This window comes from Acinetobacter sp. AOR18_HL, assembly GCF_027855145.1.
Taxonomy (GTDB): Bacteria; Pseudomonadota; Gammaproteobacteria; order Pseudomonadales; family Moraxellaceae; genus Acinetobacter; species Acinetobacter pittii.
The window spans coordinates 12112-31472 of the sequence record NZ_JAKTIG010000059.1; the positions used below are offsets into that span (position 1 = coordinate 12112).

20 protein-coding genes are annotated in these 19361 nt (G+C 39.3%); 9 read left to right on the top strand and 11 right to left on the bottom strand.

Going from position 1 to position 19361, the window contains the following annotated elements; all coding sequences use genetic code 11:
- Positions 1-129: 129 nt before the first annotated feature.
- From glmS to MKL51_RS14785, 8 genes are all read right to left on the bottom strand, one after another.
- The gene (glmS, locus tag MKL51_RS14750) at positions 130-1968 is read right to left on the bottom strand and encodes a glutamine--fructose-6-phosphate transaminase (isomerizing) (RefSeq protein WP_017481847.1); all 1839 of its coding nucleotides are present in this window, start codon (positions 1966-1968) and stop codon (positions 130-132) included.
- A gap of 12 nt (positions 1969-1980) precedes the next feature.
- Positions 1981-3345, bottom strand: a complete 1365-nt coding sequence (glmU, locus tag MKL51_RS14755) for a bifunctional UDP-N-acetylglucosamine diphosphorylase/glucosamine-1-phosphate N-acetyltransferase GlmU (RefSeq protein WP_017481846.1) — start codon at positions 3343-3345, stop codon at positions 1981-1983.
- 8 nt (positions 3346-3353) lie between these two features.
- Positions 3354-3887: a phosphatidylglycerophosphatase A family protein gene (locus tag MKL51_RS14760; protein ID WP_017481845.1), complete on the bottom strand. Its 534-nt coding sequence runs from the start codon at positions 3885-3887 to the stop codon at positions 3354-3356.
- Entirely contained in the window at positions 3865-4782 is a 918-nt protein-coding gene (gene thiL / locus MKL51_RS14765; RefSeq protein ID WP_017481844.1) for a thiamine-phosphate kinase, read from the bottom strand. Before thiL ends, MKL51_RS14760 begins: the two co-directional genes overlap by 23 nt.
- Before the next feature lie 16 nt (positions 4783-4798).
- Positions 4799-5248: a transcription antitermination factor NusB gene (gene nusB, locus MKL51_RS14770; protein WP_002119137.1), complete on the bottom strand. Its 450-nt coding sequence runs from the start codon at positions 5246-5248 to the stop codon at positions 4799-4801.
- 3 nt (positions 5249-5251) lie between these two features.
- On the bottom strand, positions 5252-5722 hold the full coding sequence (gene ribH / locus MKL51_RS14775) for a 6,7-dimethyl-8-ribityllumazine synthase (RefSeq protein WP_002119264.1): 471 nt from the start codon (positions 5720-5722) through the stop codon (positions 5252-5254).
- An 11-nt stretch (positions 5723-5733) separates the two neighbouring features.
- Complete coding sequence (gene ribBA / locus MKL51_RS14780; protein WP_002119278.1) at positions 5734-6855, bottom strand: bifunctional 3,4-dihydroxy-2-butanone-4-phosphate synthase/GTP cyclohydrolase II; 1122 nt, start codon at positions 6853-6855, stop codon at positions 5734-5736.
- A gap of 239 nt (positions 6856-7094) precedes the next feature.
- Positions 7095-8402 carry a hypothetical protein gene (locus MKL51_RS14785; protein WP_080612948.1) on the bottom strand — a complete coding sequence of 436 codons (1308 nt, stop codon included), beginning with the start codon at positions 8400-8402 and terminating at the stop codon, positions 7095-7097.
- A 59-nt stretch (positions 8403-8461) separates the two neighbouring features.
- On the opposite strand from MKL51_RS14785, the gene serB reads away from it, so the two are divergent.
- The gene (gene serB / locus MKL51_RS14790) at positions 8462-9685 is read left to right on the top strand and encodes a phosphoserine phosphatase SerB (RefSeq protein WP_005804373.1); all 1224 of its coding nucleotides are present in this window, start codon (positions 8462-8464) and stop codon (positions 9683-9685) included.
- Positions 9686-9708: 23 nt separating this feature from the next.
- Here serB and MKL51_RS21005 read toward each other — a convergent pair whose 3' ends face one another.
- A complete protein-coding gene (locus tag MKL51_RS21005) occupies positions 9709-9981 on the bottom strand; it encodes a hypothetical protein (RefSeq protein WP_017481842.1) in 273 nt (90 codons plus the stop codon).
- Between the two features lie 113 nt (positions 9982-10094).
- On the opposite strand from MKL51_RS21005, the gene aciT reads away from it, so the two are divergent.
- Both aciT and MKL51_RS14800 read left to right on the top strand, forming a co-directional pair.
- Complete coding sequence (gene aciT / locus MKL51_RS14795) at positions 10095-10430, top strand: ciprofloxacin tolerance protein AciT (RefSeq protein WP_002119105.1); 336 nt, start codon at positions 10095-10097, stop codon at positions 10428-10430.
- Between the two features lie 251 nt (positions 10431-10681).
- Positions 10682-11161, top strand: a complete 480-nt coding sequence (locus MKL51_RS14800) for a hypothetical protein (protein ID WP_002119134.1) — start codon at positions 10682-10684, stop codon at positions 11159-11161.
- Between the two features lie 44 nt (positions 11162-11205).
- Here MKL51_RS14800 and dtd read toward each other — a convergent pair whose 3' ends face one another.
- On the bottom strand, positions 11206-11649 hold the full coding sequence (dtd, locus tag MKL51_RS14805) for a D-aminoacyl-tRNA deacylase (RefSeq protein ID WP_005078726.1): 444 nt from the start codon (positions 11647-11649) through the stop codon (positions 11206-11208).
- Between the two features lie 168 nt (positions 11650-11817).
- Between dtd and pncB the strand changes: the two genes are divergently transcribed.
- From pncB to MKL51_RS14830, 5 genes are all read left to right on the top strand, one after another.
- Positions 11818-13032: a nicotinate phosphoribosyltransferase gene (gene pncB, locus MKL51_RS14810; protein WP_017481841.1), complete on the top strand. Its 1215-nt coding sequence runs from the start codon at positions 11818-11820 to the stop codon at positions 13030-13032.
- A 147-nt stretch (positions 13033-13179) separates the two neighbouring features.
- Positions 13180-14028: a sulfurtransferase gene (locus tag MKL51_RS14815; RefSeq protein WP_017481840.1), complete on the top strand. Its 849-nt coding sequence runs from the start codon at positions 13180-13182 to the stop codon at positions 14026-14028.
- Complete coding sequence (gene asd / locus MKL51_RS14820) at positions 14025-14876, top strand: archaetidylserine decarboxylase (RefSeq protein WP_005066701.1); 852 nt, start codon at positions 14025-14027, stop codon at positions 14874-14876. The genes MKL51_RS14815 and asd overlap by 4 nt, the downstream gene beginning before the upstream one ends.
- 428 nt (positions 14877-15304) lie before the next feature.
- Complete coding sequence (locus MKL51_RS14825; RefSeq protein ID WP_025468475.1) at positions 15305-16525, top strand: acetamidase/formamidase family protein; 1221 nt, start codon at positions 15305-15307, stop codon at positions 16523-16525.
- A 130-nt stretch (positions 16526-16655) separates the two neighbouring features.
- Positions 16656-17075, top strand: a complete 420-nt coding sequence (locus MKL51_RS14830) for a hypothetical protein (protein WP_017481838.1) — start codon at positions 16656-16658, stop codon at positions 17073-17075.
- A 70-nt stretch (positions 17076-17145) separates the two neighbouring features.
- Here the strand turns inward: MKL51_RS14830 and MKL51_RS14835 are convergent, their stop codons facing one another.
- Positions 17146-17904 carry an AcfC family putative adhesin gene (locus MKL51_RS14835; protein ID WP_017481837.1) on the bottom strand — a complete coding sequence of 253 codons (759 nt, stop codon included), beginning with the start codon at positions 17902-17904 and terminating at the stop codon, positions 17146-17148.
- Positions 17905-18145: 241 nt separating this feature from the next.
- On the opposite strand from MKL51_RS14835, the gene MKL51_RS14840 reads away from it, so the two are divergent.
- Positions 18146-19342, top strand: coding sequence for an alpha/beta fold hydrolase (locus tag MKL51_RS14840; protein ID WP_017481836.1), 1197 nt, complete (start codon positions 18146-18148; stop codon positions 19340-19342).
- Positions 19343-19361: the final 19 nt, after the last annotated feature.

Consider the following 19361-nt stretch of genomic DNA (forward strand, 5'->3'; position numbering starts at 1 on the left):
ATAGCTGGGTGTATCTGGTTTACAACTTTAATGTCTAGTTTAGAACTATATTGTTACAGTTTAGAACTTTAATGTTCAGTTTAAAACTATATTGTCTAAACACAATGGCATAGATAGCATGTCTGATTATTATTCTACAGTTACTGACTTCGCCAAGTTACGTGGCTGGTCAACGTCTGTACCACGTAATACAGCAACGTGATAAGACAACAACTGAACTGGTACGCTATAAACGATTGGAGCTAACCATTCGTTTACTGCTGGAATATGTACAACGTGTTGACGGTCTTTTCCATTGATTCCGCTATTTTCATCAGCGAAAACGAATAATTCACCACCACGTGCCTGAACTTCTTCCATATTTGATTTTAGCTTATCAAGCATTTCATCATTTGGAGCAAGAATCACGATCGGCATTTCATTATCAACAAGTGCTAATGGACCGTGTTTTAACTCACCAGCTGCATAGCCTTCGGCATGAATATATGAAATTTCTTTTAGCTTTAATGCGCCTTCCAATGCGATTGGATAATTCGTACCACGGCCTAAGAATAAGCAGTGATTTTTTTCAACGAATAATTCAGACAAACGCAAAATTTCTGGATCATACTTAAGCGTATCAAGAATAACTTTCGGGCTGTGCCATAACTCACGTGTAATTTCTTCAAGCAGAGCAGGGCTAATACGTTGTTTCACTTGACCAATTTTCAAGATTAACAACATAAGTGCAGCAAGCTGAGTCGTAAACGCTTTAGTTGAAGCAACACCAATTTCAGGACCAGCAAGCGTCAATAAGTGATGATCAGTTTCACGAACCATTGAAGACGTCGCAACGTTACAGATAGTCAAAGTCTGAATATCGATATTGTTTGCTTTAGCACGTTTTTGAGTTTCACGTAGTGCAGCTAAAGTATCAGCAGTTTCACCTGACTGTGAAATACAAATATAAAGTGTATTTTCAACAATTACAGGAGTGCGATAGCGGAATTCACTTGCGATTTCAACTTGGCAAGGCACGCCAATCAGTTGCTCAAACCAATATTTCGCAATCATTCCTGAGTGATAACTTGTACCACACGCAATGATTTGTACGCTTTGAATTTTATTGAAATCTGCATCAGCATTTTTCAAGAAATCATCACGTAAGCTATTGCCATCAAGCGCTTGAGAAATTGTTTGCTTGATTGCTTCTGGTTGCTCATAAATTTCTTTGAGCATGTAGTGTTTGTATTCACCTTTTGATGCACTACTTACGGTTGCATCAAGCTCTCGTACTGGACGCTCAACGCGTTCGCCATTTGCAAATACTTCAATTGAAGTACGAGTAAGACGTGCAATATCACCTTCTTCTAGGTACATAAAGCGGTTAGTTACAGGCAAAAGTGCAAGTTGGTCTGAACTAATAAAGTTTTCACCAATACCTACACCAATCACGAGTGGTGAACCTTCACGTACAGTAATGAGTTCATCTGGATAATCGCTGTGGATAATACCTAGCGCGTAAGCACCTTTAAGCTGAGGTACAACAGTTTCAACAGCTTCTAAAAGGCTATCTGTACTTTTTAATGCTTCAGCAACTAAGTGTGCAACAACTTCAGTATCTGTTTGAGAAGTAAAAACGTAACCTAAAGCTTGAAGGTCGTCTTTTAATTCTTGGTAGTTTTCAATGATACCGTTATGTACTACAGCGACCTTACCTGACATATGAGGGTGAGCATTGTTTTCAGTTGGTTTACCATGTGTTGCCCAACGGGTATGCGCAATCCCGATAGCCCCCGCAAGTTGGTGTTCAGCGACAGCTTCTGCAAGATTGATAACTTTACCTACACGACGCTCACGTAAAATTTGTTGGTTATTCAGTAAAGCAACACCCGCAGAATCATAACCGCGGTATTCAAGACGTTTTAAACCTTCAAGTAAAATCTCGGTTACACAACGTTGTGCAACGCCTCCGACGATACCACACATACTTCAATCCTCTTATTTTTTAACCTTTTGGGGACGTTGATAATTTGCTTTTGAAATTTGTTGTGCACGTTCAAAGGAGAGACTTTGCTCGGCTACATCTTTCGTAATCACAGAACCAGCACCAACTGTTGCGCCACTCCCAATGGTCACCGGAGCAACCAGCGAGCTATTAGAACCGATAAAAACGGCATCACCAATAGTGGTTTTGTGTTTATTTGCACCGTCGTAATTACAAGTAATCGTACCTGCCCCAATATTCGATTCAGCACCGATTTCTGCATCACCTAAATAGGTGAAATGGTTAGCTTTACTACCCAATCCAATCGTTGTATTTTTAACTTCAACAAAGTTGCCGATATGTACTTCATTTGCCAATTTAGCGCCTGGGCGTAAGCGTGCAAATGGTCCAATTTGAGCATTTTCGCCTACAACTGCGCCATCAAAAACGCTATAGGCTTGAACTTTAGTTCCGGCTGCAATTTTGGTGTTCTTTAAAATACAACCAGCCCCGATTTCTACAAAATCGCCAAGTTCACAGTCACCTTCAATAATCACATTGACGTCAATAAGAACGTCATGTCCAACTTTTACAGAACCGCGTAAGTCAAAGCGTGCAGGGTCTGCAAAAGTTACGCCTTGTTGCATAAGCTCTTTTGCTTGCTGTTGCTGGAACTCACGTTCAAGTGCAGCAAGTTGTAAGCGGTCATTGACGCCTTCAACTTCAAAAGCGAGTTCTGGTTGAATAGATGCGATTTCTAGACCATCTGCAACAGCCATTGCTACGATATCAGTTAGATAATATTCGCCTTGCGCATTTTCGTTTGAAAGTTTAGGCAACCACTCATGAAGTTTTGCATTGCTAACACAGTAAATACCTGTGTTGATTTCTTGAATCTGACGCTGAGCTTCTGTTGCATCTTTATGTTCAACAATCGCTTGAATCTTACCTTCTTGACGAACGATACGACCATAACCTGTTGGGTTGTCGACATGTAAAGTAATCATGCCAATGCCCGTTTTACTTGAAACTTCAACAAGTTGCTCTAGCGTTGTTTGACGTACTAAAGGTACATCACCATAAAGAATTAATGAAATCCCGTCTTTAGGAAGTACGGGTAAAGTCATTTGTACCGCATGACCTGTACCTAGTTGTTCTGCTTGTTCAACCCACTCAATATTTTCTTGTGCAAAAGTTTGCTTGACGTGGCCACCACCATGTCCATAAATCGTAATAATATTTTCTGCATGTATTTTTTTTGCTGTTTGAATGACATGTCCTAGTAGCGGGCGACCAGCTAAAGGTTGCAATACTTTAGGTAGTTGTGAACGCATTCGCGTTCCTTTGCCTGCAGCAAGGATAATGACGGTAGTTGACATGAGTAAACCTACTTAAATGGCGTTACGCCCCAGAAAGTAATAAATATGATGATACAGAGTGCCGCCCAAAGCCCTGCAATGATGTCGTCTAGCATGATCCCGAAACCACCAGCAACTTTCTGGTCGGCAACACGGATTGGCCAAGGTTTCCAAACATCAAATAGGCGGAATAAGCAAAAACCAATTAGTGCCCATTGTAACGACATTATATTAAAAAAGATTAAAGGCAGAAGAGTAATTGATTGTCCTGCAAACTCGTCCCACACAATTCGACCATCATCGTGTACATCAATAACTTTTGCAGTTTGACCACAAATATAAATTCCCACCAAGGACATGATGAGGATAGCGATCAAGCTTAAGTTAAAGCCAAGCGATAACCAGATTGGAATGAAGAGTAGGGCAAAGGCAGAGCCAAAAGTACCGGGAGCTTTAGGTGCGAGACCAGATCCGAAACCAACTCCACAGAAAACGATGCAGCGGTTGAACCAAGACATGTCCTTAAAATGAATCGGTGGCTTATGCAAAGTGTTGGTATCCATGAATTTGCAATGGGTAATCTGAACCCAAATGCTCAAAAGTTAGTTGTGTTTGCTCAACGATCTCTCCGATCATTGTAATCTTAATGTCTAGTTGTTTTTGCAAAAGTTTTTCATAATTTTGCGGTGTTATTGTAAAACATAATTCGTAGTCATCACCACCAGCTAAAGCATATTGCCAGCGCTGTTGTTCTGGTAGTTCTTCTAGCGTTGAATCAATCGGTAACTTTTCTAAAAGTAATCGGGCACCGACCTTTGAAGCTTTTAAAATGTGACCTAAATCTTGGGCTAATCCATCAGAAATATCAATCATACTAGATGCTAATCCCTTTAACTGTTGTCCAAGTTGACAACGTGGTGTCGGATAGTCTAGTCTTTTTTGTAATGGATGACCTAGGTGCTGTAAACCATAAGCTGCATCACCAACTTGACCGCTCACACAAACATAGTCACCGACTTTGGCACCTGAACGTAACACGGCTTGTCCGCTTTCAATCCAGCCCATGGCCGTAACAGTAATGGTGAGATGAGGGCCTTGAGTCGTATCTCCGCCAATAAGAGCAACGCCAAATTGATTACAGCAGTCATAAATTCCCTGACTGAATCCTTCAAGCCATTCATGATCAATTGTAGGTAGGCTGAGCGCCAGTAAAATACTATGCGGTTTTGCCCCCATTGCTGCAATATCTGAAAGATTGACAGCTACGCTTTTCCAGCCAATTGCATGGGCAGAGGTATCAAGAGGAAAATGACGTCCAGCAACGAGTGTATCTGCACAGATCACCAATTGTTGGTTTACGGGAGGGGTAATTAAGGCTGAGTCATCTCCAATACCCAAGGTGACATCTGTGTAAGATTGTCTGTTAAAGTATTGGTCAATAATAGAAAACTCAGCCATATCAACTTCAAACCTATTAGTTTGCTTGTTGTTTTTCAGCACTACGTAGTGTTGAACTTAAACGATCTAGAACGCCATTAATGTATTTATGGCTATCTGCTCCACCAAAGTGTTTAGCGAGTTCAATAGCTTCATCTAGAACGACACGATAAGGTACTTCTAAATGATCACGTAACTCGTAAGCACCCAAGCGTAATGTTGCTAGCTCTACACCATCAAGTGCACTAAGTTCACGGTCAAGAACCGGAATAAGTAATGCATCAAGATCTTCGTGCTGTGCAATCACTTGTGTTAGAAGTTCGTGATAGTAGTTTAAGTCTACCTTGTGCATTGCATTTTCAGCACGGGTGCGTGCTTCGATTTCATGTACAGGGTTGTGACTCATTTGCCACTCATAAATACCTTGTACAGCAAAACGACGTGCTTTACGTTTTGCTGCATAAGCGGCTTGCAGTGTTTGAGACATGCTTTAAATTGCCTTTAATAAATTAACCATTTCAATTGCAGTTAAAGCAGCTTCGCTACCTTTGTTTCCTGCTTTTGTACCTGAACGTTCGATGGCTTGCTCGATGCTATCAGTAGTTAATACACCATTGATGACAGGCAAGCTGCTTTCTAACGCGACTACACCTAAACCTTTTGCACATTCACCAGCAACGAAGTCAAAGTGTGGTGTGCTACCACGAATAACTGCGCCAAGTGCGATAATGGCATCAAACTGGTTTGATGTAGCTAATTTTTTAGCAACAATCGGGAGTTCCCATGCGCCAGGAGCATGAATAACAGTAATGTTATCTTCATTTACACCATGACGTTTTAATGTGTCGATTGCACCATCCAATAAGTGTTCAACAACAAAGCTGTTGAAACGACCCACTAAAATCGCATAACGACCTTCGCTTGCGAGATGTAATAAACCTTCAATACGGCGAATTGCCATAGCAACCTCGATTATTTCGTTGTGATTTGATCAGCAGTGACATATTCCACTACTTCTAAATTAAAGCCAGATAAAGCATTGAAACGTAATGGTGAGCTAAGAAGCTTCATTTTTTCAACACCTAAGTCACGCAAAATTTGAGCACCGACACCAATGGTTTGATATTGATGTGAAAGTGCTGCATTGGATTTCACCGGTTTTGGCTTATTTAAATCATCCAACGCTGGTCCCAAGTCTTGCAAATGATCTTGTCCGATCCAGACTAAAACACCGCGATCACTCGCTGCAATCGTCTGTAGGGCACGGTCTAAATTCCACGCAGGTTCACCATCAGCTTTATTTAGCTTAAGCAAATCGCGAATTGGACTAAAACCATGCACACGTACTGTTGTAACACCTTCTTTTGGCTCGCCTTTAACTAAAGCCAAATGAATGTCCGGGTTACCAATCTCACGATAACGATAAAGTTCAAATGAACCATATTCTGTTTGAATGGTTTTTTGATCCAGACGTTCAACCGTTTGCTCATTGGTCATGCGGTAGTGAATCAAGTCCGCAATTGTACCAATTTTTAAGCCATGCTTCTCGGCAAAAATTTCTAAATCTGCACGGCGTGCCATTGTGCCATCTTCATTAATGATTTCACAAATGACAGAAGCCGGTTCAAGGCCTGCTAAACGAGCTAAATCACAACCTGCTTCGGTATGGCCTGCACGATGTAAAACACCGCCTGGTTGAGCCATTAACGGGAAAATATGACCCGGCTGTACGATATCAGTTGGTTTTGCATGCGCTGCGACAGCAGCTTGAATTGTATGTGCACGCTCTGCTGCTGAAATACCCGTGGTAATACCTTCAGCGGCTTCGATTGATAAGGTAAAGTTTGTACTGTGCTGAGCGCCGTTTTGGTCAACCATCAACGGAAGGTTTAACTGTTTACAGCGCTCACGGCTTAGCGTTAGGCAAACTAGACCACGTGCATGGGTAATCATGAAGTTAATATCTTCAGGACGAACATGCGTTGCTGCAATGACAAGATCACCTTCATTTTCGCGATCTTCGTCATCCATCAAGATAACCATTTTGCCTGCACGAATATCGGCGACAAGATCTTCAACACGACTCAGCGGCATTCGCTTTCACCTTTTTTTGTCGTAAGACAATTTCTATTTAATAAATTTTGCATAGTTTACGCTGTTTAGAGAATTTTGCCTATGATTCTGATTTATCCAAATTTGTGACCTCTAAGAATAGATCGAGATTTATTTATACAAATAAATCATAAGAAAAAGGAGTAGTTTTAAATAAAAGGTATGAATTTAAATAAAAAAACCTAGCCAAAAGGCTAGGTTCTGATGCGCGTAGTTACTTTTTATGAAGCTGCACTACTTGGACTATCACTTTGTGGGATTGATTTTTTTCCCATTAAAATTTCAGTCCGGATATTTTGAGCAAGTTCAGCACATTCTGCATTCATACCATTGATCATAAATGCATGACGTGTCATCACATTGCTTGGGTTTGGCATAGCAACAAGTTGGTAGCTGTCTTGAATTGCTTTGAGCTGTTCATTTTCGAGATATAAAGCAGACTCTTTAGCGTGAAGATGCTGTGCTAAACGTTGAGCAGCTTCTTTTGCATCGATTTGCATAGCTTCTACAGCATTACATGTTGCACTACGAGTTTGCAGCGCAAAGCGTTTATCTTCACGGTAACGTTTATATAAAACATCTGAAAGTAATTGGAATACTGTTCCAATCATAAGTAGACATTCTACGGCATGCGTATGAGAGGTTGAAATCGCAAGTGTCGCACCGTCGGCATTAAACTCATCTACTACTTCAATATCTGTGAGTTTCAATTGGTAATGCTTAACGCATAACTCAATACTCTTGTTTAAAAAGAGCTGGCAGAGTTTGAAATAAGGAACAGATACCGATTGGTTAACACTGCTTAATAACTGTTTAGGGTCATAAAACTGAATATTGAGTGCCAACGTATGTTGGTCAGCTGAATCTGAAGTTTTTTCGGCTTGTTGGCGAGCTGCTGGTTTCGCTTTAGCTTGTTGCTGAGCTTGTGCAACCAAGGTTACCGTATTTTGTTTTTCTAGAGCCAATGCTTGAGTTAACTGCTGAATTTCATGCTTCAAGCGGTTTTCTTCATTAATGCGTGCCAAATATTCACTTCGTGTTGGACGAGCAATCGCGCGATAGGCAAGCCACAATAAAACATGCAAAAACAGAGAAGCTAAAATTGCAAGCCATTGAGTACGAAGAATTTCTCCGATACTTGGCTGAATCAACGTAACTTCAATAGATCCGACTTTCTTTTCATTTTGAAGGGCATCACGAGCAAAAATTTCGCCTTGGCGGGTTTTTGAAATTCCGCTCGTTGCTAGAACCTGTTTGTTTGCATCAAGAATGCGAATAGACGCAACACTTGGATTGGTCGCATAGCGATTGGCAATCAGAGCCAAAGACACCGTATTAGCAGGTTCAAGCTCGGATAAGCTGTCTGCAACGAGCTGACTGGTCATGAGCTGACCTTGACTCGCACGGTTTTCATTAAGCTGGTGTGTCGTTGCAATGACCAATAAAAAGGTATGCAATGCAAAACTAACGATCAGTAGGCTAGCAAATAGCCCTTGTCTAGGCGCAATCAAGTTAAACTTCCAAGGCAATTATATTGAAATTCGATTATGATTCTTACAATAGTTGTCACTCAGACTAGAGTCAATTCATGCGAGAAATCATTCTTATATCCTTTTTAGGACCGGACCAACCAAACCAGTTTACCCGATTAATGCAAGTACTATCCGTACATTCATTGCAAATACTGGATGTAGGTCAGGCTGTTATTCATAATCAACTTACATTAGGCATTGTAGTCGCTTCTGATAATGAAACTGCGACCGCATTGGCAATGAAAGAGATTCTGATTTTAGCACATGATATTGGCTTAACAGTGCGCTTTAAACCAATCACGGGCGCAGAATACGATCAATGGGTAAGTGAAGGTGGTCGGACTCGTTATATCGTCACGGCTTTAGCTCCAGAACTCACTGCGGCACACTTACAAGCAGTTACAAAAATTGTGTCTAGCCAAGGCTTTAACATCGAAACAGTAACGCGTTTATCAGGTCGTGTAGACTTTGAAAAGGATAGTGCATTCCCACGTCGTGCCTGTGTACAGTTTGGTCTAAGTAGCGGCCCAACTTTAGATGCACAAGCCATGCGAGCTGCATGTTTACTTCTTTCAAGCGAATTAAATATCGATGTTGCTGTTCAAGAAGACAACGCTTATCGACGTAATCGCCGTTTGGTGTGTTTCGATATGGACTCAACATTAATTGAACAAGAAGTGATTGATGAGTTGGCGATTGAAGCAGGGGTAGGCGCACAAGTTGCTGAAATCACTGAAAGAGCGATGCAAGGTGAGCTTGATTTTCAGCAAAGTTTCCGTGCCCGTGTTGCATTATTAAAAGGTCTTGATGCTGCTGTTTTACCTAAAATTGCAGAGCGTTTAACCATTACCGAAGGTGCAGAGCGTCTTATCTCGACTTTAAAAGCACTTGGCTATAAAACGGCAATTTTATCTGGTGGATTCCAGTATTTTGCTGAGTATTTACAAGGCAAACTCGGTATTGATGAAGTTCACGCTAACATTTTAGATGTCCAAGACGGTTTCGTAACAGGCGAAGTGAAAGGTGCGATTGTAGATGGTGCCCGTAAAGCTGAGTTATTACGCGAGCTTGCAAATAAGATGGGGATTTCTCTAGAGCAAGCGATGGCAGTAGGCGATGGTGCAAACGATTTACCGATGCTTGCGATCGCAGGTTTAGGTGTTGCCTATCGTGCAAAACCATTAGTACGCCAAAACGCAAATCAAGCGATTTCAAGTGTTGGTTTAGATGGTGTGCTTTATTTACTCGGTATGCATGATAAAGATTTAAATCGTGCTTAACCTATATGGATAAGCTTTAAGCGCTACTTCAGAGTAGCGCTTTTTTTATGCAGAATAGTCATAAAAACAAGCAAGTTATGACAAAATTTTGCACAGAAAAAAGGCAATAAAAAAATCTGAAAAAAACTTATTTTGATCCTTAAAAACGGCATATTTTTTTGTAATGACACGCCAGAATTGATGCCATATAGGGAATCGAACTTTTTGAATTTTACAAAAATGTAATGACAAAAGAATGTTGCGACAAAGTATGTCGCATTAAGAAAAAACGGGTCTTTTTTTCTAAAAAAAAACATCCATAATGCATCGTAAGCTTCAACACAAATCATGAATTAAAGTTGTTTTTGGAATGAGGTCGGGTATTAAAGACCGAATGTTTTTAGACGTTTTCATTAAGACGGAGGTTTCTATGGTAACAGCGAATTTTGCCGCTATCGCCGGATTCAGCTTAATTGCTGTCGCGCTTGTTGCTGTTTTCTTTTCTCCTTACCGTCGTTGGCTTGGTTTTATGCTTGCAGGGATGTTCTTTTGGGGGCTATTGGAAGTGGTCCGTTTTGGAGTTCAAGTCACTTTTGAAATGCCAGTCACATATAGTTATTTAACTGCATTAAGTCTAGCGATGGTAATGGTTACATTTATTTTGTTACGTGAGGATAAACAAGCACAAAAGGCATTGGCAAATCGCCAATATATAGAACACACGCCAGTATATGAAGATGATCAGCAGCAATGTTCTAGCCGATAATTAAATTGTTATCTAACGGTAAAAAGGTATGCACAGCATGCCTTTTTCATTTACGAAACGTGATTTTTATTATACAAAGCATTTATTAAAAAATAGCCAGTTATGCTACGATAGATGGGTCTGTTGACGTTTCATCTAGATTGCGTTGCCAGCTAAAAAATATCAATTGATGCATAAAACACAGGCAATGGTATGTCCTTGCTAAGTTTTGCTCTAAAGTTTTCATAAAAATACAATAGGCGTGAATGTTCATGAAACTTTCTTCCATACCTGTAGTCAAGTTACCTCTTGTTGATGTCAGTACAGACCCATTAGATTTGTTGGTAGCAGGTTTAGTGCTGCGTATGAAGCAGTTGGCGCGTACTAGCCCTAAGTTTATTGAACTGATTCATGACCGTGCATTCCGTATTCAGATCGGTACAGATTTAGGTGTTGCACGTCAGATCATTATTAATAATGGTCAGATTGATACTGTTGCAGGCGCACCTGAAAAGGCTGATTTTATTTTGCAATTTGCAGACAGTGAGCAAGGTGTAAAAACTTTGATCAAAGGTGACCCAACAGCATTTATGACGGGTATGCAAGATGGCAGCATTAAAATGGAAGGTGACTTCAGCCTATTGGTATGGTTCAACCAAGTTGCTAAGCTCATTCCGCCTAAGTTACCAAAACCAGTAAAAGATAAAGTACGTCAGGCACGTGCTTTTATTAAAGAGAAAACTGGACGTTAATATCCAAATATAAAAAAACTCCCATTTTGGGAGTTTTTTTATATCTATGCTTCGACTTCTAGATTGAATGTCACCGGACCATCATTAATCAAATGAACTTTCATATCAGCTGCAAAAATTCCAGTTTGAACTTTCTCAAATTGAGAATGTGTATATTCAACCAATTGTTCATATAACGCTTTTGCATCGCTAGGTGGCATTGCTGGGCCAAAGTCTGGGCGTAAACCTTTTTGTGTTTGTGCCATCAAGGTAAATTGTGACACAAGCAAGATTCCACCATTTGCTTGAGACACATTCCAGCCCATTTTGCCTTGTTCATCATCAAAAATTCGATATTTCAAAATCTTATCAATAAGCTTTTGGCCAATAGCTAAAGTATCATCTCGGCCAATGCCTAAAAACACCAGAAGGCCGTGTTGGATTTCGCCTGTAGTTTCACCATCTACGACTACTTTGGCTTCAAGAACTCGTTGTATTAAAGCGCGCATAATTAAAGCAAATTTCTATAATTAATTGAATTAACGTAGTTTAGCAGAATTTAAATTAAATGATTTTTAAAAGGAAATTTCATGGAACTGCAACAATGGTATAAAACCTCGTAATTCATCCGTAAAAATATGCTTTAATGCTAAGAAGCAAGCGAATAATCATTGACTATGTCTCCAATTATCCATTCTTTACTAGATACAGACTTGTACAAATTTACGATGCTACAAGTGGTTCTGCATAAATTCCCGCAAACACATAGTGTCTATCATTTTCGTTGCAGAAACTTAGAAGATACAGTCTATCCATTAGTGGATATTTTGGATGACTTAAACGAGCAACTCGACCATTTATGTAATCTCAAATATAAAGAAGACGAGCTACAATATTTAAGAAAATTACGATTTATTAAAAGCGACTTTGTCGATTACTTAGAATTATTCCAACTCAAACGTCGTTTTATTCAGGCTAGTATTGATGCAGAAGGCCGATTAGATATTCATATTGAAGGACCGATGGTTCAGGCGATGATGTTCGAGATTTTTGTCCTAGCCATTGTAAATGAGTTGTATTTTAGCCGTATCAAAACAGACCAAGTTTGGGCCGAAGGCGAACGCCGATTACAAGCAAAACTCGATTTGATTCAGCAATATGAAAAATCTCAACAACCAAATGATCCACCGTTTTTAGTTTCTGATTTTGGTACACGTCGTCGTTATAGTTTTGATTGGCAAAAACATGTAGTAGCAGCATTTCATAAAACTGTGCCAAATGTGTTCCGTGGTACAAGTAATGTATTACTGGCTAAAGAGCTTAACATTACACCGATCGGAACCATGGCACATGAATTCCTACAAGCGTTTCAGGCACTTGATGTACGTTTGCGTGATTTCCAAAAAGCTGCTTTAGAAACGTGGGTACAAGAGTACCGTGGAGATTTAGGAATTGCTCTAACCGATGTGGTAGGGATGGATGCTTTCTTACGCGACTTTGACCTGTATTTTGCCAAACTATTTGATGGTTTACGTCATGACAGTGGCGACCCGTATGAATGGGGTGATAAGGCGTATGCACATTACCGTAAATTAAAAATTGATACCAAAACCAAAATGCTGACCTTTAGCGATGGCCTTAATTTGCCAAAGGCATGGGAGTTGCATCAATACTTTAAAGATCGTTTTCAGGTGAGTTTTGGTATTGGAACTAACTTAACCAATGATATGGGGCAAAAGCCACTGAATATTGTGTTGAAACTGGTTGAATGTAATGGTCAGTCAGTTGCGAAGATCTCTGATAGTCCGGGTAAAACCATGACTGACAACGATACTTTCTTGGCCTATTTACGTCAGGTTTTTGAAATCGAAGAACTTGAAGAAGTGGTTTAAATAAAAAGTAGTCTCGCTATTTTTATTTTTAAAAGTGAGAATGCTGATATCTGATTTTCTGCTAAAGCGTAGCAGAAAATCAGAGTTTGTTAGATATATGCTTATGCTAAGATTGAAAATAAGCTGGTATAAAAAGAAACCATGACGATGACACTCCCTGATTTTAAACTCGATTTATTAATAGAAGCAGAAGAATTAGTGCCTTATTTAGGCAATGAATATATTCGCATTATAGATTTGAGCCGTGCATCGGTTTATGAACAACTCCATATTCCACATGCCATTCATTTACAGCCTAAATGGTTAGTGGCTCAACAAGAAGAAGCCACTGGTGTTTTGCCAGATGAAGCGGGTTTGCAAGCACTGATTGAAAAATTGAATATTTCACCTAATCATCATGTTGTGGTCTATGACGACGAAGGTGGGGCATGGGCTGGGCGTTTAATCTGGAATTTGCATTGCCTAGGATTTACCCGTACCAGTTTAATTAACGGGGGTATCCATGCATGGTTAGGTGCAGGCTTACCAACTACAGCAGAAGTTGAAAAAATTTCTCCTGTTACGGACTTAATTCAAATTGATTTATCACATGCCGCTCAGTTCCGTGTGAACTATGAAGAGCTACGCAAACAAGTTGAGCAAGAAAGTGTGCAACTGTGGGATTGCCGGACGAGTGATGAATATAGTGGTGTCCGTTTAGCAGCGCGACGCGGTGGTCACATTCCAAATGCCCTCCATTTTGAATGGAGTACTGCACTTAATCGTCAAAATCATCTAAAATTGCATCCGCTTGAACGCACGCGGCAGCGCCTTGAACAACTTGGGTTCGATTTACAACAACCTGTAGTTGTGTACTGCCAGTCACATCACCGTTCCGGTTTGGCCTATATTCTGGCTAGACTCTTGGGCTGGGAAGCAAAAGCCTATGATGGTGCGTGGAGTGAATGGGGCAATCGCCTCGATAGTCCTATTATTACTGGAGAATCACCGTCGTGAGTTTCACATCTCGATTAAAAAAAGAATTATTTATTAAGGCACAAAACCTTGTACCACAGCATCAATTGAGCCGTGTGGTAGGTAAAGTTGCTGCGAGTGAAAATCCAGTTGTGAAAAACGCTGTTATTCATGCGTTTAAAGCTAAATATGGGATTGATTTATCGATTGCTGAACAAGGCAATGCACTGAAATATAAATCTTTTAATGACTTTTTTACCCGTGCATTAAAAGAAGGTGTACGTCTCGTTGACGAAAATGCAGATAGCATTGTGTCACCAGCGGACGGCGCAATTTCTCAAATTGGTAAGATTACTGCAGGTGAAGTCTTTCAAGCAAAAGGTCAAAGTTTCTCTGTAGAGAAACTCATTGGCGATCCACAACTTGCTCAGCCATTCCAAGACGGTGAGTTCGCGACAGTTTATTTATCACCGCGTGATTACCACCGTGTTCATATGCCGTTTGCAGGGACATTAACAGAAACGTTATATGTGCCAGGCGAGCTATTTTCAGTAAATCAGGTCACTGCTGAAAATGTACCTGGATTATTTGCTCGTAATGAACGTATGGTGTGTTTGTTCGATACTGAACTTGGCCGTATGGCTGTTGTTCTAGTGGGTGCGATGATTGTTGCTGGTATTGAAACTGTGGCAACAGGCAAGGTAAAACCTTCAGGCCGTATTGAATTGCAACATCATCAGTTAAAGCTAGAGAAAGGTGCTGAGCTTGGACGTTTTTATTTAGGTTCTACAGCCGTTATTTTATTTGAAAAAGATAAGATCGAATGGGAGCAACGTTTTAAAGCTGAGTCTGTAGTTGTAATGGGCGAGCGCATGGGACATACCATTTAGTCCATTATATTGCTCCCTAAAAACAAGTAAACCCTGACTTTCATTATTCAGGGTTTTTTTGATTTAAATTATATAAAAGTAAAATATATAATTATGTTTGGATTTATATTATATGGAAATATAATTATTATTAAGTGATCTAAATGAGTACGTTATATAAGCTAGTGTATAAATATGTATCTGAAAAGAGCAAAAATATTAATATGATTAAAAATTAATAAATAAAAATAGAATGAAATATTTAAGTTAGACTTAAGTCGAGGTTTTAATTTTATTTGAAGATAAGTTATTAAATCTAAAAAATTTATTTAGTTTTTTTATAAGCATGAAGCGTTTTTTAGATATTACACAACTTTAGCCTTGGCACAATGCTTGCTAACTATTCAGGACCTTACTGTAATTTTCATATTTTTTTAGGTTCTGAAATCATGTTAAAAGTTAAATGTCTGACAGCTTCAGTTTTATCTGTACTTTGTATTTCACTCACTCATGCCAATGATTTTAAAGTTTTAAATCAAATTTCAAAACAGCCTACTCAACTTCAAACTGGGGAATATAAAGGTAATTATTATGTTCCATCTACTTTAAATACCATTACATGGGGCTATTTACCAAATCGAGATGCTAAACCCGTGCTTACTGTTCCGTCGGGTAGTGTTGTGACATTTGATACGGTTTCTCATGAAGGTTTGCTTGAAGACCAAGGGCGTAATGCTGAAAAGTTCTTTCAATCGAAAGGTGTCAAATCTAATGAAATCTTGGAAGATGCAAAAACAATTACGCCGTCAAATTTAAAGCATGATTTTCATAAAGATGGGCCGCATATTGTGACAGGCCCTGTTGCAATTGAAGGCGCACAGCCCGGTGATATTCTGAAAGTTGAAGTACTTAAAGTTGAGCCACGTGTTCCTTACGGTGTGATTTCAAATCGACATGGTAAAGGTGCTTTAGTAGGGGAGTTTCCTAAAAAAGTAAAGCAAGAAAATGCATCGGCTGAGCATCCTGAACGCTATGGAAATGTCTCAATTTTCACACCAATTGAAAAAAATGCTAAAGGTGAGTACGAAGGTGTATTAAAAACAGAATCGGGTAAATCAATACGTTTCCCGCTGTATCCTTTTATGGGAATCATGGGGGTAGCAGCCAATACTTCTGAGCCTGTTCACTCTGTACCGCCTGCAATGTATGGTGGAAATATTGATATTAATGAACTAGGTGCAGGTTCAACAGCCTATTATCCTGTTCAGGTCAAAGGCGCATTATTCTATACGGGTGATAGCCATTTCGCGCAAGGCGATGGGGAGGTAGCATTAACGGCACTAGAAGCTTCAGCCCGCGCCACGCTGAAATTTACCTTACTCAAAGCAGGTAAGGACAAAATACCGGGCAAAGAGCTAAAACAACCTTTAGCTGAAAATGCTGAGTTTTGGATTACCCCGGGACTTGATGAAGATCTTGATGAAGCGATGAAAAAGTCTACACGTGAAGCCATTCGTTTCTTAAACCAAGAATACGGTATTGATGAAGCGACAGCGTATGCCTATTTAAGTGCCGCGACTGATTTTGAAGTTTCACAAGTAGTAGATAAAACCAAAGGGATCCATGCAAAAATCAGAAAAGCTGATTTTAAAGAGTTTGAGAGTAAATAATTGAGATGACCTAAGCTTGGTGTTTAAAATATTAAATACCAAGTTAATCTTATTTTAACTATTTATAAGTTTTATATATTTTATAATTAAGTATAATAAATCTCACATATATTGATTAGTATAAAATCTAATGCAATCACTTCCTAACGTTCTACTATATTTGGCTGCACTATTAACATTCTGTGCCGCATTACTTCATTTTATTTGTGTGTTTTGGGGAGCAAATGGTTTTCGGTTTTTAGGGGCGGGGAAAAGTATTGTTCAGATGGTTGAAAGAGGGCACTGGTATCCTAATTTTACAGCTATAACTGTGGGCTTAATTCTAACTATATGTTCTATGTATGCCTTCTTTGCAGCAAAGGGAATACAGATATTACCTTTTACCAAAATTATTCTGTCGCTTGTTGCAGCGGTTTTTCTTATCCGTGGTTTTGCTTTTCCATGGTTAAAATCAAAATTTGTTGGTAATAGTGATTTATTTTGGTATGTCAGCTCAGCCTTTTGTTTAATATTGGGCGCTTTATATGCCGCAGGCGTATATTTAATTTGAAATGAATATATTCTAGGTGAACTAGAGTGAATAATTTTAAAAATAAAAGGGAGCTTGGCTCCCTTTTTAATTATTTAGTCCAACCATATTTTTTGAAAATAGTATTGCCTTGCTGAGACGATAAGAACTCTACAAGACGTTTAGCCTCGGCATCTTTTAAACTATGTTTGGTTAAGGCAACACCTGTATCACGATAGACAACTAGCTCTGGTTCGATAGGAATAATTTGCCCAACATCTGGGTTACTAACTCCCCAAATATTAAAGACTAACCAAGCATCATAGCTGCTATTTTCTTCCCAGTTTTTCTTGGCAATACCTGTGTTGGCTGCATAGGTAACAATATTCTTTCGAAAAGCTTTTGTTAATTGGATATTTCCGGTTCTGCCAACAATATCTTCCCACATACCAATTTGACCTGCACCATGTGTAACTAAAACCTTAACGCCAGATTTAGCGAGGTCTTTAAATCCTTTAATATTTTTAGGATTTCCTTTTCTCACTAAAATCGCTGCGGGGCGTAAATATAAAGGTTCTACCGAGTCTTTTATAATTTGCTCAGAAAATGTATTTTCGAAATCAGACATCATGGCTTCGGAACCACTATAGATAACATCTGCATCTAGTTTCGCCTTTTCAGACCATTGAGTAGTAGGACCAGAAGTCACATGAACTGCTATTCCTGTCTTATTGGTGAATTGTTTGGCGGCTTCTTTCATAGCAGGTGCTGGCCCACCCGGACCATATACTTGTACATCTGCAAAACTATGGATAGATAGAGAACCGAGAATAAGAAAAATCAGGTAGGGTATAAATTTTTGTTTTGGCATTTTAATCGCTATCGTAATTAAGAAAATATCAGCATATATTTTTTATTATTGAAATTGGATTAATTTTTGCAACGATATTTATAATACATATTCTTTAAAATATATTTAATGAGATTTTAAGAGACTATATAAATGTAAATTATTTTGAGTTGAATATAAATATAGAAGATTCTATGGTAATTTATATTTTATAAATTAATTATTTAAATAGATGTAATGTAAATAATAGAGGAGTAATCCCTTGATTAGAAAAAGTAATTCTTTTTTAAAAATTTTATTTAGCAGTATTTGTTTGGCATCTGGTTCTGCTATGGCTGCTCCAATTACAGATTTGGGTAAGCAAATTGTGAGCGAAAAACCGGGTTCAATATTGTCGCTAGAACAGCAAGCTGTGACGGATTTGTTTCCTCATGCAGATCAGCGTTTGTTGGTCAATTATCGTAGTCGAGGTATTCAGGGCGAACCTATTGTTGCATCGGCTTTTATTTTATTACCAAAAGGAACACCGCCAAAAAATGGCTGGCCGATACTGGCTTGGGCACATGGTACTACTGGAGTTGCTGATACTTGTGCACCTTCGGGCGACTATGTGGGTGGGCCAGTTCACTCATACCAAGAAGTTGCTTCCAAAGCTTTAGATGGTTGGCTTGCACGTGGCTATGCAGTTGTTGCACCTGATTATCAAGGTTTAGGTACATTAGGCGCACATCCCTATATGAATGCAAAGAGCCAACTGCATACAGTGGTTGATGCAGTGCGTGCATTACATATGCTTAAGCCCAAGAGCTTTAATAAACAGTGGTTGGTGATGGGGCATAGTCAAGGCGGGGCTGCAGCAATTGCAGTGTCTGCCTATGGTCAAAAAGATGCTCCCGAATTAGATTTAAAAGGGGCAATCGCTCTTGCGCCAGGCGGCTATCAATATGAGGGCATTGCAGAATATGTGAAAACTAATCCGAACCCAGAACCTAGTGTGGCAGCATTTTTCCCGATTGTATTATTGGGAGCACAAGCAGCCGAACCAAGCATTGTTCCTGAAAACTTAGTCAGTCCAGAAATGAATGCGGTGCTAACGCAAGCGCGCAGTCGTTGTTTATCTGAACTTCAATCTGATTTGAAGAAGTCTCCTTCTAGCATATTTCGCCATAATGCAGATTTAAAACCTCTTTTGGCTTATTTAAAACAGCAGTCTATTGAAAATATGGTGCCGACTGTGCCGTTAATGATTGTTCAAGGCTCTAAAGATCATTTAGTCGACCCTAGAGGGACATCTGCTTATTATCAGCAGCTATGTAAATTAAAAAAACCAACTATTTATCAAACGATTGATGATGGTGATCACCGTGATGCATTACGCCAGAGCAATACTTTTGCCACTAGTTTTTTAAACGTAATAGAGAAAAATCAGACAAAATCGTATTGCTCGAATTCTAAGTAAATTGGTTTAAATAATACAA

Excerpts from the sequence above, each read along its gene's own strand:
- MKL51_RS14815 (WP_017481840.1), top strand. The coding sequence starts at position 13,180 with ATGACACTCCCTGATTTTAAACTCGATTTATTAATAGAAGCAGAAGAA.
- ribBA (WP_002119278.1), bottom strand. The coding sequence starts at position 6,855 with ATGCCGCTGAGTCGTGTTGAAGATCTTGTCGCCGATATTCGTGCAGGC.
- MKL51_RS14800 (WP_002119134.1), top strand. The coding sequence starts at position 10,682 with ATGAAACTTTCTTCCATACCTGTAGTCAAGTTACCTCTTGTTGATGTC.
- MKL51_RS14825 (WP_025468475.1), top strand. The coding sequence starts at position 15,305 with ATGTTAAAAGTTAAATGTCTGACAGCTTCAGTTTTATCTGTACTTTGT.
- ribH (WP_002119264.1), bottom strand. The coding sequence starts at position 5,722 with ATGGCAATTCGCCGTATTGAAGGTTTATTACATCTCGCAAGCGAAGGT.
- MKL51_RS14835 (WP_017481837.1), bottom strand. The coding sequence starts at position 17,904 with ATGCCAAAACAAAAATTTATACCCTACCTGATTTTTCTTATTCTCGGT.
- aciT (WP_002119105.1), top strand. The coding sequence starts at position 10,095 with ATGGTAACAGCGAATTTTGCCGCTATCGCCGGATTCAGCTTAATTGCT.
- dtd (WP_005078726.1), bottom strand. The coding sequence starts at position 11,649 with ATGCGCGCTTTAATACAACGAGTTCTTGAAGCCAAAGTAGTCGTAGAT.
- MKL51_RS21005 (WP_017481842.1), bottom strand. The coding sequence starts at position 9,981 with ATGTTTTTTTTTAGAAAAAAAGACCCGTTTTTTCTTAATGCGACATAC.
- thiL (WP_017481844.1), bottom strand. The coding sequence starts at position 4,782 with ATGGCTGAGTTTTCTATTATTGACCAATACTTTAACAGACAATCTTAC.
- glmU (WP_017481846.1), bottom strand. The coding sequence starts at position 3,345 with ATGTCAACTACCGTCATTATCCTTGCTGCAGGCAAAGGAACGCGAATG.
- MKL51_RS14760 (WP_017481845.1), bottom strand. The coding sequence starts at position 3,887 with ATGGATACCAACACTTTGCATAAGCCACCGATTCATTTTAAGGACATG.
- serB (WP_005804373.1), top strand. The coding sequence starts at position 8,462 with ATGCGAGAAATCATTCTTATATCCTTTTTAGGACCGGACCAACCAAAC.
- pncB (WP_017481841.1), top strand. The coding sequence starts at position 11,818 with ATGTCTCCAATTATCCATTCTTTACTAGATACAGACTTGTACAAATTT.
- nusB (WP_002119137.1), bottom strand. The coding sequence starts at position 5,248 with ATGTCTCAAACACTGCAAGCCGCTTATGCAGCAAAACGTAAAGCACGT.
- glmS (WP_017481847.1), bottom strand. The coding sequence starts at position 1,968 with ATGTGTGGTATCGTCGGAGGCGTTGCACAACGTTGTGTAACCGAGATT.
- MKL51_RS14830 (WP_017481838.1), top strand. The coding sequence starts at position 16,656 with ATGCAATCACTTCCTAACGTTCTACTATATTTGGCTGCACTATTAACA.